Here is a 15,954-nt window from a genome sequence, read left to right as displayed (position 1 = left end):
CAACCTTCCTTCCGTTATTTAATCACTAATAGAAATTCCATAACGATTTTCTTTACCCACGTCAACGATCCTATTGTTAGATAAGTTTGTCTCTACGACATTTTTATATGATTCTTGTTGGAAATCTATTAACGGAGAGCTGTCTTTTAAGATGGAGGCGTCCCAAATCATCCCTTCTATTGTGTTATGAGATCCAGAAATAATTGCAACTCTTTCCGTTCTTTCTGTTAATTGAATTTGGAGATTATCGAACACATTTCCTGAGACTTCATTTGGAATAGTCACTTCACTATTCATATGGATACATACAATGCAATCTTCCATTGTTACATTGATAAAACGGTTACCATTTATAAAATTGTATTCTTCTTCGTTATTTGGAGGTATTGCTTGCAAGTACACTGACGTATGAAAACCACTAATATTAACATTAACAACATTGACAAAGCTAATGAATTCGCCGGAACCCTCTGCAATAAAGGAGATAGCATTTCCGCTATTTGAACCACTAGAGTTGTATAATGTCAATTGCTCTACGATGATACTTTCTGTAGTCCAAATTTTCTCTTCTCCACTAATGTAAACTACGTTACTACTAAAATCAGGATTGGTTACCTCAATGGTCCCTTTTGTAATAGAAGTATTTTTCTTCAATTCCAATACATTAAAGTTACCTTCTACTAATAGCTTAGTACTCTGCCCCATTACTAGAGAAACTCCCTCTTTTAATTGCAGACCTTGTTTTAGAATGTATGTCTCTCCTAATAACTGAACAGGCAGTTTATTTTCCTTATAACTCAGATCGATTGCATCCTGTATAGCTGAAGAGTCATCTTTATCATCATTACCGTATCCACCAAATTCCTCTACAAGGATGCTGCTCTTTTCTTCTAACGAGGATGCGTTTAGGTAAGCAATTAAAACTACGATTAAAAATGTTAGCGTGGCAATTGTTCCAACATAAATCCACTTCTTATTCATGTAAATCTCCATCTAGGAATACTCTGATATAGCACTATTAACTGGACCCTGACCTGAATCATGCTGCTTCATTTGACTGGCTTGTGTTCTTATAACTACAAACTCCATATCTCTAACTGCCTTCCAGTAATACTCTTCACCTTCAGTAAAAGTAAAAGAGGAACCTGGGTAAATCCTTATCATTTCTTCATTTTTTACTATTAACCCTTCTCCCTCTGTTACTGTCCACACTTCTAAAGAATTAAAGGGTTCATTACTAAGCGTTTTGCCGGAAATTAAGTGAATCTTTTCTGTAAGAATTTCCTCCTTTGTTCCATTTCCCCTATATTCCAGTACTCTTCTCCATCCCCAATTGTATTCCTCAAATTTCGGTGGAGAAGGAAAGCGTGAGAGATAATCTTTAATTTTGTGGCTGCTCCTTTTATTGGTAACTAAAATACCATCGGGGCTGGCAGCTACTACCACATTTTCTACTCCAAGCAGAATAATCGGGATATCCAGTTCATTTACAATATTTGATTCAGCTATATTTTCACTTATAACTCCATTGCCAATAATCTTTGCTTCCATTTCATCTGTTAAAGTGTTCCATGTACCAAGGTCTTTCCAATATCCTGCATATGGAAGTGCAATAATATTGGTCGCTTGCTCTACCACTTCATAGTCAAAACTATTAGCATCAAGTTTACTGTAATATTCTAGTAAAGCTTCATACTGGACAGGGATGTTTTTACGTTTTAGCAGTTGAATGATATAGTTAAGACGGAAACCAAATACACCGCAATTCCAAAGAGCATTTTCATGAATTAATTTCTTTGCGGTTGCTTCCCTCGGCTTCTCATGAAATTTAGATACGTTTAAATATTCTTTTGGCGAAGTACTGCTGGGTACTATATATCCATATTTCTCGGAAGGATAGGTTGGTTTCACACCTAGCAGCGCCAAGTCTGCACCACTATTGTTTAATGCCCATTCCATTTCTTTTATATTTGCAAAGAAGTGATCTTCCACAAAAGGGTCTACAGGTAAAACAGTGATTACCTCCTCCAAACTGCAATTCTCTACCGAATAAAGATAAACTGCAGCTAATGCAATTGCTGGGAATGTATCCTTTCTTTCCGGCTCAACTACCACAGGTATATATTGGTTTAATTGGTTATAAATCATTTCCATCTGGGATTTGCTAGTGGAGACAATAGCTTTATTTTCCAAATTGTTTTTCTTAAGCTGGCGCCACACACGCTGAACCATTGACTCCATTTTTCCATGTTCATTTTTTAATACTTTTAGAAATTGCTTAGACCTTGCATCATTGGAAAGGGGCCACAAACGCTTACCTGAGCCTCCAGATAATAAGACAACCCTCATTTTCACCAACACCTCTTCCTAATTTACAATTGCAGATTTCTTTCTATTCACTTTGTCCATATGCATTTTCCACATCGCTTTTTCCCAGGTATGAGTTAACCTTGTGCAATTCTTGCTCCAAGAATAATTTTTCCAGACAAAGGATTGACCTTTGTGAGCATATTTCTCTTGAATGTCTGGATGTTCTATTAGAAATTCCAAAGCAGAGACCATTTCCTCTTTACTTTCTGTTCTGATAACTTCCTCTCCAGTTATACCTCCAATCCCTTGTAACGCTATTGGTGAAGCAATAGTTGGAAGTCCACATGCCATCGATTCCAAAATTTTGTTTTGCATGCCCGTACCTGATTTCATTGGATAAATGCCTATTTTTGCCTGCATTAAGCTACTACATATATCCTCAACAAAACCAGTAACAACCACATTGTTTTTCCCATGCAAATCAACCACACTCTTGACTGGATCCTTTCCTACAATATGAAATTGATAATCTGGATATCTCTGGTGAATGATAGGCCAAACATCTTTCACGAAATCAACAACTGCTTCCACGTTTGGATAATACTGCATGTTTCCATGGAAAAGTATAGTTTTTCTTTTATGCAATTCAGGATAATTTGCAAGATATGATTTAGTAATATATGTCCCATTTGGATTAACGACTATGTTTGAGTTATTTAAATAATGTTTATCGTTCTCTGAAACAAGTATGGTCTGCTCATAACTTCTTAACACTGCTTTTTCATGGCGTCTCATTAAATGGGATTCAAACAAAAAGAATGGTTTCAACCATTTTTTTTCGTTTATAGAACGACGCTTCATATTAAGAGACAAAGCATCAATCATATCAATACACTTGGCACAATCAATATCTATAAAATAGTCGGCTAATCTGGCAGTCTGAACGTGAACAACATCTGGTTTTACTCTTTCGCATACTTCCAACACTTGTTGCTTGATTTTCGATTGGTAATATAAATTGACTTGAACTGGCTTAAGATTATAGAGCGTCTTAATGGATTGAAATGTTTGCTGTAGTGGCGAGGTCGGAAATACAATTATTTCTTTACAATAAGGAGATAACTTCTGATATATTAAATCTCTCTCTTTCTCTGATTTCACAAAAGTTAGTAAGTATATTTGGATGCCGCTTACTTTCAAATGTTTTAGCTGTTCCCATGCAATTAATTGATCTCCTTTATGTGGCGGGTAAGGTGGTCTGGCAGTCATATAAATCACCTTCATTACTATACCTCCTGATTATCTGGCTCCATCTCCAGTTATCACTACTTTAAAAGTAAGAAAAAGTATTTTAACATCTAGTAGGAAAGTCCTTTCTCGAATATATTTCAAATCATACGCCAGCTTTTCTTGAGGAGAGATATCATAACCGCCATTTACTTGGGCCAACCCCGTCAAACCTGGTTTAACCACAATTCTGTCAATAAAGCCCGGATTTTCTTTATTAAATTTTTCTGTGAAGAAAGGACGTTCTGGTCTTGGACCAATAATGCTCATATCTCCTTTTAACACGTTTATTAGCTGAGGGAGCTCATCAATCCTAGTCTTTCTGAGAAACCTACCTACCTTAGTCACTCTAGGATCGTTAACTCCTGCCCATCTTGGTTCGCTAGATTCAGCATGCATATCCATCGTTCGAAGTTTTATTATTTGAAAAATTTGTCCATTTTTGCCAACCCTATCTTGTCGATAAAATATAGAACCTCTCGTATCTACCTTGATTGCAATGGAACTAATAACAATAATTGGTATTGCAATTATTAGTCCAATAAGAGCTTGCAGAATATCAAAAAACCTTTGAACAATCTCATACGATCTTGATAATTCTATTTTATTGTTTTTAATATAGAACGATGTGACATGAGAATCTCCTCTATTTCCACGCTCTATCTTATCGATTTTTAAAGACAATTTTTTAACCTCCTCACTAAAGAGTTTTTTAATTACCTAAAATTGTTCTTTATATAGAACCTTGTTTGAATGTAGTTTAACAGATAATTAGTTCTTTATAAAGAACTTTAACTCATTAATTTTCTTTTTAACGAATATAAGTCTATTCTACTAGTTGTAAAAATTCTTTAATGCTCGCTGTCTATTACAGCAGACTATTTTCGACACTAATGACAATCTAATAGAATAAGCTAGAACGAAAGCATTCCCTTTACATTACTTCATCAGCTAAAGTGAATTTTTTCCTTTCCTAACTATTTAAGTACGAATCAAGGGGAAATGCTAAATAGGAAAGTGGGTTAAAGGATGGTTGAGGACATTTATGTAGAAGATTTTAGTGGTACAAATGACACTCAAAAAATACAAGCTGCTATAGATTTTGCGAGCAATAACATTGGGAAGACCGTAATCTTAGCAAATCGTAACTACATTATTACATCACCATTAATTATTAAGCAGGGGGTCAAACTATTATTTAATTATGGTACACAGTTCATTGTTTATGGGAATTTCAGAGTTTTAGAGTTACAGAGAAACGCGTCTTTGGAAGGTGCCTACATCGCAATAGATGACCCCATATTCGATTCTGAAGTAATTTATCTAGACGGGAAATACAAGTATTATAATACTTGGCACAGGATGCAAATAAAGAACATTAATATTGTTAATTGGCATACCAGCCATAGAGGTGTAGGCATATCCTTATATTCTGGAGGACAGAATCATGAAATATCTTTCGTAAACTTTGAAAACATAAAAGTAGCTGGTCTCAAGACAGGGGTAAAGTTAGTAGCTAACCGCCCAACTAACGGTTATTCATGGATAAATGCCAATCGATTTATTAATCTATCTCTTGACGACTGCATTAAAATGATTGATATAGAGAGTAGCCCTACAATACCGTATGAGGTAAGTGGCAACCAGTTTAGAAACCTTCAGATACAACCTACTTCCATTACTACTAGTATCATTAAAGTCAGCGGACAATTTAATTATTTTGATGGAATGGCTTGGGATGTAGCATCTATTCCTTCAAATGTAACTGTTATACAATTAACTTCTAATAGTTTGGACACCACTCTCTATATACCATCAGTACCAAATAATAGAATTATTGATAATGGTCAGCGAAATAACATTAATTAAAAAAGGAAAAAGCGTGAGACTACGCTTTTTTTGTTTTCTATCATACTCCTCTTGCTTTTATTGCATAGCACCTTCATTTTTTCATAGTTAACTTATCTCCTTAAATGAAGATGAGTAAACAACTCAGAGATATTAAAAAATAAAAAGCCTGGCCTAACTATTATCAATTGATGATAATAACTATTCCAAGCTCCATTATTATTCAATATTTTTAGAAAAAAAGAATATACTCCTACTTCTTCCGAAACACAGCATAAATAAAAATACCAAAAAACGGAAGAAGGAGTACCATCAAACATACAATGACTGGATATGCCCGCCCTTTGTTTCTTTGCTTAGCATCGTTGTACGCCCAAACGGATAAGTAAATAGGAATGGATAGGACAAATAAGAAAATGAATATAGCTACAAGTAGTTTCACTATGGATGCCTCCTGATGTCTTGTCTATCATTAGAAATGATTGTATCATATCCTGTTCTAAAACAGAAAAAGGCCTCTCTGCACGAGGCAGAGAGGCCTTACATTCTATACCGATTATTTGTTTAGGTTGTAGAATGCTTTTTTGCCTGGGTAAACGCCAGTGCCTGCTAGTACGTCTTCAATACGTAGCAGCTGGTTGTATTTCGCAACGCGGTCTGTACGGGATGGTGCACCTGTTTTTATTTGACCAGCGTTTGTTGCTACAGCGATATCTGCAATTGTAGCGTCTTCTGTTTCACCAGAACGGTGAGAGATGACAGCAGTGTATCCTGCTTCTTTTGCCATTTCGATAGCTTGGAATGTTTCAGTAAGTGTTCCAATTTGGTTCACTTTGATAAGGATGGAGTTGCCGACGCCTTCTTCAATACCACGGCCAAGACGCTCAGTGTTTGTAACGAATAGGTCATCACCTACTAGCTGTACACGGTCGCCGATGCGCTGGGTAAGAAGCTTCGTACCTTCCCAATCGTTTTCGTCTAAACCATCTTCAATGGAGATGATAGGGTATTTGTTAACAAGCTCTTCGTACCAATCAACCATTTCTTCAGCAGTACGGACTACGCCTTCCCCTTTAAGGTTGTACTTGCCATTTTCATAAATCTCAGAAGATGCTACGTCCATTGCAAGCTGGATTTCTTCGCCTGGCTTGTAGCCAGCAGCTTCAATCGCTTCAATGATAGTGGAAAGAGCTTCTTCGTTAGATTGAAGGTTTGGAGCGAAGCCACCTTCGTCACCAACACCAGTGCCGTATCCTTTTTCGTTAAGAACTTTCTTTAAAGCGTGGAAAATTTCAGCGCCCATGCGTAGTGCTTGATGGAACGTAGGAGCTCCAACTGGCATTACCATGAATTCTTGAATGTCCACGTTGTTGTCAGCGTGCTCTCCGCCGTTTAGGATATTCATCATTGGTACTGGTAGCTTCTTCGCGTTGAATCCACCAAGATATTGATAAAGTGGAATGCCAACGAAGTCAGCAGCTGCATGTGCAACAGCCATAGATACACCAAGAATTGCGTTAGCACCAAGGTTACCTTTGTTTTCAGTTCCGTCTAGCTCGATCATTACTTGGTCGATAATAACCTGACGAGTTACATCGAAACCTAGTAGTTCTGGAGCAATTTTTTCGTTTACGTTTTCTACCGCTTGTGTAACACCTTTACCTACATAGCGATTTTTGTCACCGTCACGTAGTTCTACAGCTTCGTATTCACCAGTAGAAGCACCGCTTGGTACCATTGCTGTGCCGTATGCACCAGATTCAGTGTACACTTCTACTTCAACAGTAGGGTTACCGCGGGAGTCTAATACTTCACGTGCATAAATGTCCGTAATATATGGCATAAATTAACTCTCCTTTTAATTATGAATTAGATTTTTCAATTAACGATTTTCCAGTCATCTCTTCTGGCTTTTCTACATCAAGCAGATCTAGCAATGTTGGAGAAAGGTCCCCTAGAATACCACCTTCACGTAGTTCCACACCTTCCTGCGTTACGATAACAGGAACGGGGTTGGTTGTGTGAGCAGTCATTGCTTTTCCATCAGGGGTTGTCACTTCATCTGCATTACCATGGTCAGCAGTAATGATAGCGTGACCGCCTTTTTCGGAAATTTTATCGATAATCTTGCCTAAGCATTCGTCTACCGTTTCGATTGCCTTCACAGTAGGCTCCAGCATACCACTATGGCCTACCATGTCTGGGTTCGCAAAGTTTAGAATGATGGCATTATGCTTCTCAGCATCCAGCTCCTGTAGAAGAGCGTCGGTTACTTCGTAAGCACTCATCTCAGGTTGAAGATCGTACGTTGCAACTTTAGGGGAATCAATAAGGATTCGAGTTTCCCCTTCAAATTCCGCTTCACGTCCGCCACTCATAAAGAAGGTCACGTGAGGATATTTTTCCGTTTCTGCAATCCGAAGCTGCTTCAAATTATTCTGAGCAAGAACTTCCCCTACCGTGTTATCCAGATTTACTGGTTTGTAGGCAACGAGCCCATTTACCGTTTCGCTAAAGTTCGTAAGCATTACGAAATGGATGTCCTTCGGTGCATTGTCTCCACGATCGAAGTCACGGAAGTCTTCGTTTGCAAATGTGCGAGAAATTTGAATCGCACGATCTGGTCGGAAGTTATAAAAGATAATGGAGTCCCCATCGTCCACTGTGGCACGAGGGTTTCCATTCTCATCAGTAAGGACAGATGGAAGAACGAATTCATCATAGATGTCGTTGTCGTAAGAATCATCCACTAATTGTATTGGATCTTGATAAGCAGGACCTTCGCCATATACCATCGCGCGGTAGGCCTTCTCCACACGATCCCAGCGTTTGTCACGGTCCATGGAATAATAACGGCCAGAGAGAGTAGCTAATTCTCCCACACCTAGTTCATCCATCTTATTTTGAAGTGCTTCAATATATTGTTTAGCAGATTTTTGACCAACATCACGGCCATCTAAGAATCCATGTACATATACCTTCTCTACATTTCGATTCGCTGCCATTTCTAACAAAGCGAACAGGTGTTGAATATGACTGTGGATACCTCCGTCAGACAATAATCCAAATAAATGTAGGGCTTTGTCATTCTGCTTGGCGTTCTCCATTGCCTCAATGAAACGTTCATTGTCATAGAAGTCGCCTTCACGAATAGACATGTTCACGCGAGTCAAGCTTTGGTACACAATACGTCCAGCCCCAATATTCAAGTGTCCAACCTCGGAGTTGCCCATTTGACCTTCCGGAAGACCAACGGCTTCCCCTTTTGCGGTTAATTGGGTGTGCGGATACTCGTTCCATAAACGATCGAAGTTTGGTGTATGGGCATGCTTGACCGCATTACCATACTCCTCGTCCCGCATGCCATACCCATCCAGGATGATGAGGGCTGCTAATTTGTTATTACTCATGTTTGCCTGCCTCCACTAAAGATAAGAAAGAGTCTGCCTTAAGACTTGCTCCTCCAACTAGAGCACCGTCAATATCAGATTGACCTAACAGCTCCTCAACGTTAGCTGGCTTCACGCTTCCACCGTATTGAATACGAATTGCTTCTGCCGCTTCTTCGTCAGCATAGCTTTTAACGACGTTACGAATGTGTGCGCACATTGCGTTTGCATCTTCAGCTGTTGCCGTTTTTCCTGTACCGATTGCCCAGATTGGCTCGTAAGCAATGATGACATCTTGCACTTGCTCGTTTGTTACACCTTCTAACGCTTTCTTCACTTGCGCTTCGACAATATCATTTGCTTGTCCGTTCTCACGTTGCTCGTCTGATTCACCTACACAAACGATTGGCGTCAGGTCGTGCTTAAATGCCGCATGGACTTTCTTATTTACAGACTCATCTGTTTCTGCAAAAAGCTCACGACGTTCAGAGTGACCAAGTACAACATACTCTACTCCGATATCTTTGAGCATTTCAGGACTAACTTCGCCTGTGAAAGCACCGCTTTCCTCAAAATGCATATTCTGAGCACCGATTTTCACATCGCTGCCAGCAGCTTTTTGAACAAGTGGGTGTAGATGTGTGTACGGAGCTACTACTACGGATTCCACCTGGTCGAAGGATGGTACTTGACCTTTTACATCTGTTACGAAATCTTCCGCTTCGTTCAGAAGCTTGTTCATTTTCCAGTTACCTGCAATAACTTGTTTACGCATGGTGTCACCTCGTCTTTACTAGTTTTTGATACATAAAACCTGTAGGAGGCTTTCTTGTTTTGGAACGTAATCTTATTTATCGTTAAGAGCAACTACGCCTGGAAGATCCTTACCTTCCATGAACTCTAGTGATGCTCCTCCACCTGTAGACATGTGGTCCATTTGGTCAGAATAACCAAATTTCTCAACAGCTGCAGCTGAGTCGCCGCCGCCAATAACTGTGTAGCCTTCTGTTTTCCCAAGAGCTTCTGCTACACCTTTTGTTCCGTTGGCGAACGTTTCTAGTTCAAATACACCCATAGGGCCATTCCAAATAACTAGCTTAGAGTTTTGAACGATGTCGCTGTATTTCTCAATCGTTTTAGGACCAATGTCCATTGCCTCCCAGTCTGCCGGGATGCTATCGATGTCTACTGTTTGCGTATTGGCATCATTAGAGAAGTCATCTCCAACAATGACATCAACAGGCATAACAAAATTAACACCTTTGTCTTCCGCTTTTTGCATATACTCTTTGGCAAGATCGATTTTGTCCTCTTCTAAAAGAGACTTACCGATTTCATAGCCTTGAGCTTTCACAAACGTATAGGCAAGACCACCACCGATAATCAGGTTATCTACTTTGTCAATTAAGTTATCGATAACGCCGATTTTATCTTTTACTTTCGCTCCGCCAATAATGGCTGTGAAAGGACGATCAGGGTCTTGTAACGCATTTCCAAGGATACGAAGTTCCTTTTCCATGAGGTAACCTGCTACTGCTGGAAGATGTTGAGCGATGCCTTCTGTAGATGCGTGAGCACGGTGGGCAGCACCGAATGCATCGTTGACATATACCTCGGCAAGGTTTGCAAATTGCTGAGCTAATTCCGCATCATTCTTCTCTTCTCCAGGGTAGAAACGAACGTTTTCTAATAGCAGAATGTCGCCAGCTTCCATGTTGGAAACAGCTTCATCCACTTCACTGCCATATGCTTCATCCGTTTTCGTTACCGTACGGTCCAGTAGGTCACTCAAGCGTTTTGCCACTGGATCAAGGCGCAGCTCTTCTACTGCTTCTCCTTTAGGACGTCCAAGGTGGCTAGCCAGGATTACTTTAGCACCCTGGTCAACCAGGTACTGAATTGTAGGGATGGCAGCACGGATACGCGTATCATCCGTTACTTCACCCTCTTGCATTGGTACGTTGAAATCAACGCGGCAAAATACCTTTTTCCCTTTAACTTCTACATCTTCAATGGTCTTCTTCTCGTTTACGTTCACGGGATGAGTACCTCCTTTTTCATTCCTTGGAATGGGTTTGAGTCCCCTGTATGTACGTTCCCTTTTCAGCAAAGGAAAAACGTGTACAAGGATTAGGTTGAGAGAAAAGTATGACAAAATTGGAAGAATGACGCTTTGTTTCCAATGTTTTCATCCCCTTTTCAAACAAACATCGCAAAGGAGGAGGTAATCTCCTCCTGCACTTTGCGATGGTTCCCTCTTACTTATACAATTTGCAAGAGTTATTTTCCTGCTTCGTTATGAAATTAAAGACCTTTGTTAGCTAGATAAACAGCTAGGTCTACACAACGGCTGGAATAACCAGTTTCGTTGTCATACCAAGAAACAACTTTAACCATGTTGTCTTCCATAACTAGAGTAGATGCAGCATCGATAGTAGAAGATGCTGTGCTGCCGTTGTAGTCGCTAGATACTAGCTCTTCGTCAGTGTATTCTAGAATACCTTTAAGGTCACCCTCAGCAGCTTCTTTTAATGCAGCGTTCACGTCTTCTGCAGATACGTTTTGATCTAGTTCAGCAACAAGGTCAACTAAGGAAACGTTCTTCGTTGGAACACGCATAGCCATACCAGTAAGCTTGCCATCAAGCTCTGGAAGTACTTTTGCTACTGCACTTGCAGCACCAGTTGTTGTTGGGATGATGTTTTCAGCTGCTGCACGTGCGCGACGGTAGTCCTTGTGTGGAAGGTCAAGGATTTGCTGGTCGTTCGTGTAAGAGTGAATAGTAGTCATCATACCGCGTTTTAGACCGAATTTATCATGTAGCACTTTAGCATAAGGTGCTAGACAGTTTGTAGTACAAGAAGCATTAGAGATTACGTGGTGGTTATCTTTGTCATAGTCGCCTTCGTTAACTCCCATAACCACTGTAAGATCTTCGCCTTTAGCTGGTGCAGAAATAATAACCTTCTTCGCGCCTGCATCAAGGTGTTTTTTCGCGTCATCACGTTGAGTGAAACGACCAGTAGATTCGATTACGATGTCAACGCCTAAATCGCCCCAGCCAAGACTAGCAGGATCGCGCTCAGAAAGAACGTTAATTTCTTTTCCGCCGATTACTAGGTTTTCACCGTTTACCGTAACCTCTTCTTCGAATTTACCGTGTACTGTGTCGTATTGAAGTAGGTGTGCTAGCATATTAGCATCTGTTAAGTCGTTGATTGCAACTACTTCTACCTCTTCGTTTTTCCAAGCTTCACGGAATACATTACGACCAATACGTCCGAATCCGTTAATACCAATTCTGATTGCCATGAAAAATTCCTCCTTGAGCATTCGTTGTTTTTATTATTAAAGGGAAGTACCCTTTAGTAACTCTTTTGCAGCACCTTCATCGGTGATGAGTACATGAGACTTGGCTTGTTTAAAATAGGAAGCAATAGCCTGGGCTTTAGAAGCGCCTCCTGCAACAGCCACAACACAATTAGTATGTTGTAAATCTTCCAATTGAATTCCTACTGTGCGAACTTTATGCACAATATTTCCTTCTGCATTGAAATAATAGCCAAAAGCCTCTCCAACTGCATTCCCGCTGCGGATTTTATCCATTACAGACTCCGGGGTCTTACGTCTTTCTGCCATCGTAATGGCATCCCCAATGCCGTGTACAATTACATTTGCACCCTGGATGAGTTCAAGCACCTCTTTCACAGAAGGCTCCCCAATGATGGTTTGATAGGCTTCTTCACTAAGTGGGTCCGGGACATACAGTAACCGGTAATTCCCATTCGCCTTACTGGCCATCTTGGCACAAATATTGTTGGCCTGGTTCTCTACATTTTCCCCAAGTCCTCCTCTAGCAGGAACGAATAAGCAGTTTTGAGCTTTTTCCAGAGGGGTCATCATTTCTGCAACAGCTGCCATGGTTCCCCCGCCTGTCACAGCAATGGTGTTGTCTTTATGAAGAATTCCCTTCATATAGCGAACACAAGCTTTCCCCATTTCCTGTTTTACCCATGAGAGGTCATCGCTATTCCCTGGTACGACAACTACATGATCTAAATCGAGCTGCAGCATTAGCTGCTCTTCCAAATGAGAAACACCCTTCAGTTCCTTCATAAATTCACCAAGCTGATGAATAACCTGTTTCCCTTCAACGGTTAAATGCATACCTTTTGTGGTAACCTCAATCAACCCGTATTCATGCAGGAAATCGATCTCAGAACGAACAAGTCTTTCTGCCATTCGAATATTTTCAGCTAAGCTTCTTCGTCCAATCGGTTCTTTCAATTGGATAAAGTGCAGAATTTCATACCTGCGCTGCATAACTTCTAAAATATCCGGGAATAGTTTACTCTGTAAGTCTATTAATGACCTCATGGAAAAGCTCCTTTGCTAAACGCAAGCTATAAGCGGGAGTGCTTTTGTCCCGCCGTGACGTATTCTGTCCCAGTAGGGGCAAAAAAATACGTGCAAGTAACTTACACGTTTATTGTATCAGTCCGTATAACCCCTTGCAACTAACAGGCTAAGCATTTTTCGATTGCAAACGGTTTCTTATTAAATGTTCACTAATCTGACCGAAATCAACCTCTTCCCCACCTATTTTAATAACAGGGATTTTCAGCTGATATCTCTCTAATAATACATCATCCTCATAAATATCCTTCTCTACTATTTGAAATGTAAACTCTTGTTGAAGTTCTTGTAAAATATGCTTTGCATCTTCACATAGTGGACAGTGTGGTTTCGTATAGAATAATACTTGTTGTGTCACGAAGCAGTTCCCCCTTGTCGTTTCCGTTTGGAGGAAGAAGGAATAAATAGCTCCTCCCGGTATTTGGCAACGGTCCTTCTCGATATGGCTATTCCAAACTCACTTTTCAGCTTTTCTACTATTTTTTGATCCGAAAGTGGCTTATGAACATTCTCGAGTTCTATCGTTTCTTTCAGGAGATGCTTAATCGAGTGAGCTGATGTCTCCTGTCCATTGTTCATTTTAATTCCTTGCTGAAAGAAAAATTTAAGCGGATAAATTCCGTGCGGTGTCTGCACGTATTTATTTCGAATCGCTCTCGACACCGTCGATACATGAATATCTACCTTTGTTGCAATTTCCCTCATCCTCAGAGCTTGCACGTGTACAGCCCCATTATGAAGAAAAGGCTTTTGCTTGTCGATTATTTCTCGCACAATTGCATGAAAATGTTCTTTTCTTTGCCGAATCGCCATTTGCAGCCACTCAGCATGCTTATATTTTTCCTGCACATACATTCTCGCTTCTTCATCATCCGTTACTAACTCTGCATAGGTTTGATCGACTTGGATAACTGGTTGATTTAAAGGAGAAAGCTCAACTCTCCAAACCCCTTCCCTTTGGACCACTCTCGCATCTGGGATGATATAATCCTTTTGGACAGGAGCTATTTGTAACCCAGGCCTTGGATGACAGGCTTGAATAACCTCCACCGCTTTATGTACTTCCTCTTCATTCCAACCATAGCATTCCATCATACTAGGAAGCTGTTGTTCCGCTACCCAATCCAAATGATGCTGCACCAGGTGAATAATTTGCTCATTTTCCTGCTTTCGAAGCAGCTGAAGCGTAATACACTCCTGGAGGTCTCGAGCGCCGACCCCGGCTGGCTCTAGTGTTTGAAGAATGGAAAGAGCACTTTCCACCACCCACTCCTCCTCTTGCAGGACATCTTTCCACTCCTTAACATCGCAATCCAAATAACCATTATCATCTAATGAATCCACGCCATATTCGAGCGCTCTTCTAACTCTAGCTTCTATTGGAATGTCCATCATTTGATCATACATATACTCCCTCAACGATTGCTCCGTCTGACGCACGCCAGACGCGGGAAATGCTTCCCCTGACATCGGAAGCTCCCCTCTCTTCCAATCTATAAGAGGGTTATCCTGCATTTGTTGTTGTATAAATTCCTGCAGCTCCATCCCATTATACTGGAGGATTTCTATCGCCTGACTCAACTGCTGTGTCATTTTCCATGTTAGCTTTTGTTCTTGAGTTAACTGAGGCTTCACTGTCTCTCTCCTCCCACACAAAAAAGAAACCGTTTACAAGTATTATAACAAACATTCGTGAAGGTTTGGAGATGGCTTGTTACATCGTTATGAAACAAAAAACCCCTTACCATGTATGGGTAAGGGGACTTGCTTGGTACGCGCTCGGAGGGATTCGAACCCCCGACAGACGTAGAACCGGAATTAGCGGGAATCTGTGCGGGTATCCAAACCGCTCTCAAGGCGCATCACTGCTCGATTTCTTAACGTTCAACCTTCCGAAACGAAAAATGTGAGACACGAATTGCTCGCATTCAACGGACGGAAGTATATCTAAGTGCGATTATATCGTAGTGGCGTTTGTAGTGCAAGGAAAGATAAGGAAATTTCGGTAAAATCGTTGTGTGACGAAGTGAGACGGACTATCATGCGTCTTTCCGAGAGTAATTCGCTTGTATAGCGTTTCTCTACACAAAAAAAGGCGGAGAAGTCCCCGCCGTTTCACTCGTTATTTAAGATTGATAGTTTTCGAGTTAGTCCCGAATACCCCTTCGGATACTTGAAGTTTCAACCCGTCTTTCTCCGCTGTTTCAGCGTTAATATCGAATGCGATTTTACCTTCAATAGTGGAATCCGGGTTAACCTCTGCCAAGAAGAACTCAACTGCGTCTTCGTTAGCTGCCGATGTCGCTGCTGAATCAGCCTCGTATGTCTTGTCCTCAAATTTCAGCTTAAACATAGACGAATCGACTGTATTAGCCTCATTACCGTTATTAGTAACAGTAACATCTACTATAACGTACTTTCCGTTAGCTTCTTCTTGAAGCATATCTGGACCAACTGTACTAGCGGTTGTTTTCTCGTTAACAGTAAACGCCATCTTTCCAACCTCTACTTTTTCGCCAATACCGTACGTTTGTTCACTTTCACCGCCAGAAGAAGACTCCTTACTTTCTCCGTCAGAATTTGTAGACGCTGAATCGTCCCCGCCCCCAAGTGAAGCAATAATGATTCCCAGAACTATGAGTCCGATAAAACCGAAACATCCGAACTTAAAAAACTTCTTCATAAATTCCATCCTCCGTTGTAA

The 15,954-nt window shown here is 40.5% G+C and carries 14 protein-coding genes and 1 pseudogene; 1 reads left to right on the top strand and 14 read right to left on the bottom strand.

Annotated features, from left to right (window positions below; all coding sequences use genetic code 11):
- Nucleotides 1–18: 18 nt before the first annotated feature.
- The 4 genes from ACFFGV_RS18165 to ACFFGV_RS18150 are packed head-to-tail and all read right to left on the bottom strand — an operon-like array spanning nucleotide 19 to nucleotide 4,215.
- Nucleotides 19–981, bottom strand: a complete 963-nt coding sequence (locus ACFFGV_RS18165) for a hypothetical protein (protein WP_377350896.1) — start codon at nucleotides 979–981, stop codon at nucleotides 19–21.
- 12 nt (nucleotides 982–993) lie between these two features.
- Complete coding sequence (locus tag ACFFGV_RS18160; protein WP_377351124.1) at nucleotides 994–2,349, bottom strand: sugar phosphate nucleotidyltransferase; 1,356 nt, start codon at nucleotides 2,347–2,349, stop codon at nucleotides 994–996.
- Nucleotides 2,350–2,367: 18 nt separating this feature from the next.
- Nucleotides 2,368–3,594 (bottom strand): glycosyltransferase, encoded by a 1,227-nt coding sequence (locus ACFFGV_RS18155; RefSeq protein ID WP_377350894.1) that lies wholly within the window; start codon nucleotides 3,592–3,594, stop codon nucleotides 2,368–2,370.
- Between the two features lie 15 nt (nucleotides 3,595–3,609).
- A complete protein-coding gene (locus tag ACFFGV_RS18150) occupies nucleotides 3,610–4,215 on the bottom strand; it encodes a sugar transferase (RefSeq protein WP_377351122.1) in 606 nt (201 codons plus the stop codon).
- Between the two features lie 417 nt (nucleotides 4,216–4,632).
- Here ACFFGV_RS18150 and ACFFGV_RS18145 point away from each other — a divergent pair.
- Nucleotides 4,633–5,466: pseudogene (locus tag ACFFGV_RS18145) on the top strand (hypothetical protein); the annotation flags it as partial.
- 232 nt (nucleotides 5,467–5,698) lie between these two features.
- On the opposite strand, the gene ACFFGV_RS18140 reads toward ACFFGV_RS18145, so the two are convergent.
- The 10 genes from ACFFGV_RS18140 to ACFFGV_RS18095 form a co-directional block, all read right to left on the bottom strand.
- Complete coding sequence (locus ACFFGV_RS18140) at nucleotides 5,699–5,887, bottom strand: hypothetical protein (protein ID WP_377350892.1); 189 nt, start codon at nucleotides 5,885–5,887, stop codon at nucleotides 5,699–5,701.
- 114 nt (nucleotides 5,888–6,001) lie between these two features.
- Nucleotides 6,002–7,288 (bottom strand): phosphopyruvate hydratase, encoded by a 1,287-nt coding sequence (gene eno, locus ACFFGV_RS18135; protein ID WP_377350890.1) that lies wholly within the window; start codon nucleotides 7,286–7,288, stop codon nucleotides 6,002–6,004.
- A 19-nt stretch (nucleotides 7,289–7,307) separates the two neighbouring features.
- Nucleotides 7,308–8,855, bottom strand: a complete 1,548-nt coding sequence (gpmI, locus tag ACFFGV_RS18130; protein WP_377350888.1) for a 2,3-bisphosphoglycerate-independent phosphoglycerate mutase — start codon at nucleotides 8,853–8,855, stop codon at nucleotides 7,308–7,310.
- The gene (gene tpiA / locus ACFFGV_RS18125) at nucleotides 8,848–9,609 is read right to left on the bottom strand and encodes a triose-phosphate isomerase (protein WP_377350886.1); all 762 of its coding nucleotides are present in this window, start codon (nucleotides 9,607–9,609) and stop codon (nucleotides 8,848–8,850) included. Before tpiA ends, gpmI begins: the two co-directional genes overlap by 8 nt.
- 72 nt (nucleotides 9,610–9,681) lie before the next feature.
- The gene (locus ACFFGV_RS18120; RefSeq protein ID WP_377350884.1) at nucleotides 9,682–10,872 is read right to left on the bottom strand and encodes a phosphoglycerate kinase; all 1,191 of its coding nucleotides are present in this window, start codon (nucleotides 10,870–10,872) and stop codon (nucleotides 9,682–9,684) included.
- Between the two features lie 266 nt (nucleotides 10,873–11,138).
- Nucleotides 11,139–12,146 (bottom strand): type I glyceraldehyde-3-phosphate dehydrogenase, encoded by a 1,008-nt coding sequence (gap, locus tag ACFFGV_RS18115; protein ID WP_377350882.1) that lies wholly within the window; start codon nucleotides 12,144–12,146, stop codon nucleotides 11,139–11,141.
- A 36-nt stretch (nucleotides 12,147–12,182) separates the two neighbouring features.
- Nucleotides 12,183–13,211, bottom strand: coding sequence for a sugar-binding transcriptional regulator (locus ACFFGV_RS18110; RefSeq protein ID WP_377350879.1), 1,029 nt, complete (start codon nucleotides 13,209–13,211; stop codon nucleotides 12,183–12,185).
- Between the two features lie 148 nt (nucleotides 13,212–13,359).
- Nucleotides 13,360–13,608 (bottom strand): glutaredoxin family protein, encoded by a 249-nt coding sequence (locus tag ACFFGV_RS18105; protein ID WP_377350877.1) that lies wholly within the window; start codon nucleotides 13,606–13,608, stop codon nucleotides 13,360–13,362.
- Entirely contained in the window at nucleotides 13,605–14,885 is a 1,281-nt protein-coding gene (gene rpoN / locus ACFFGV_RS18100) for an RNA polymerase factor sigma-54 (RefSeq protein WP_377350875.1), read from the bottom strand. The genes ACFFGV_RS18105 and rpoN overlap by 4 nt, the downstream gene beginning before the upstream one ends.
- Before the next feature lie 487 nt (nucleotides 14,886–15,372).
- Complete coding sequence (locus ACFFGV_RS18095) at nucleotides 15,373–15,933, bottom strand: DUF4352 domain-containing protein (RefSeq protein WP_377350872.1); 561 nt, start codon at nucleotides 15,931–15,933, stop codon at nucleotides 15,373–15,375.
- Nucleotides 15,934–15,954: the final 21 nt, after the last annotated feature.

Source organism: Pontibacillus salicampi (genome assembly GCF_042434395.1).
Classification (GTDB): domain Bacteria; phylum Bacillota; class Bacilli; order Bacillales; family BH030062; genus Pontibacillus; species Pontibacillus salicampi.
This window is presented reverse-complemented; position numbering and strand designations above follow the sequence as displayed.

What these genes read in the sequence shown, in the direction of transcription:
- eno (WP_377350890.1), bottom strand. Translation starts at nt 7,288, where the DNA reads ATGCCATATATTACGGACATTTATGCACGTGAAGTATTAGACTCCCGC.
- ACFFGV_RS18095 (WP_377350872.1), bottom strand. Translation starts at nt 15,933, where the DNA reads ATGAAGAAGTTTTTTAAGTTCGGATGTTTCGGTTTTATCGGACTCATA.
- gpmI (WP_377350888.1), bottom strand. Translation starts at nt 8,855, where the DNA reads ATGAGTAATAACAAATTAGCAGCCCTCATCATCCTGGATGGGTATGGC.
- tpiA (WP_377350886.1), bottom strand. Translation starts at nt 9,609, where the DNA reads ATGCGTAAACAAGTTATTGCAGGTAACTGGAAAATGAACAAGCTTCTG.
- ACFFGV_RS18155 (WP_377350894.1), bottom strand. Translation starts at nt 3,594, where the DNA reads ATGAAGGTGATTTATATGACTGCCAGACCACCTTACCCGCCACATAAA.
- ACFFGV_RS18165 (WP_377350896.1), bottom strand. Translation starts at nt 981, where the DNA reads ATGAATAAGAAGTGGATTTATGTTGGAACAATTGCCACGCTAACATTT.
- ACFFGV_RS18110 (WP_377350879.1), bottom strand. Translation starts at nt 13,211, where the DNA reads ATGAGGTCATTAATAGACTTACAGAGTAAACTATTCCCGGATATTTTA.
- ACFFGV_RS18160 (WP_377351124.1), bottom strand. Translation starts at nt 2,349, where the DNA reads ATGAGGGTTGTCTTATTATCTGGAGGCTCAGGTAAGCGTTTGTGGCCC.
- gap (WP_377350882.1), bottom strand. Translation starts at nt 12,146, where the DNA reads ATGGCAATCAGAATTGGTATTAACGGATTCGGACGTATTGGTCGTAAT.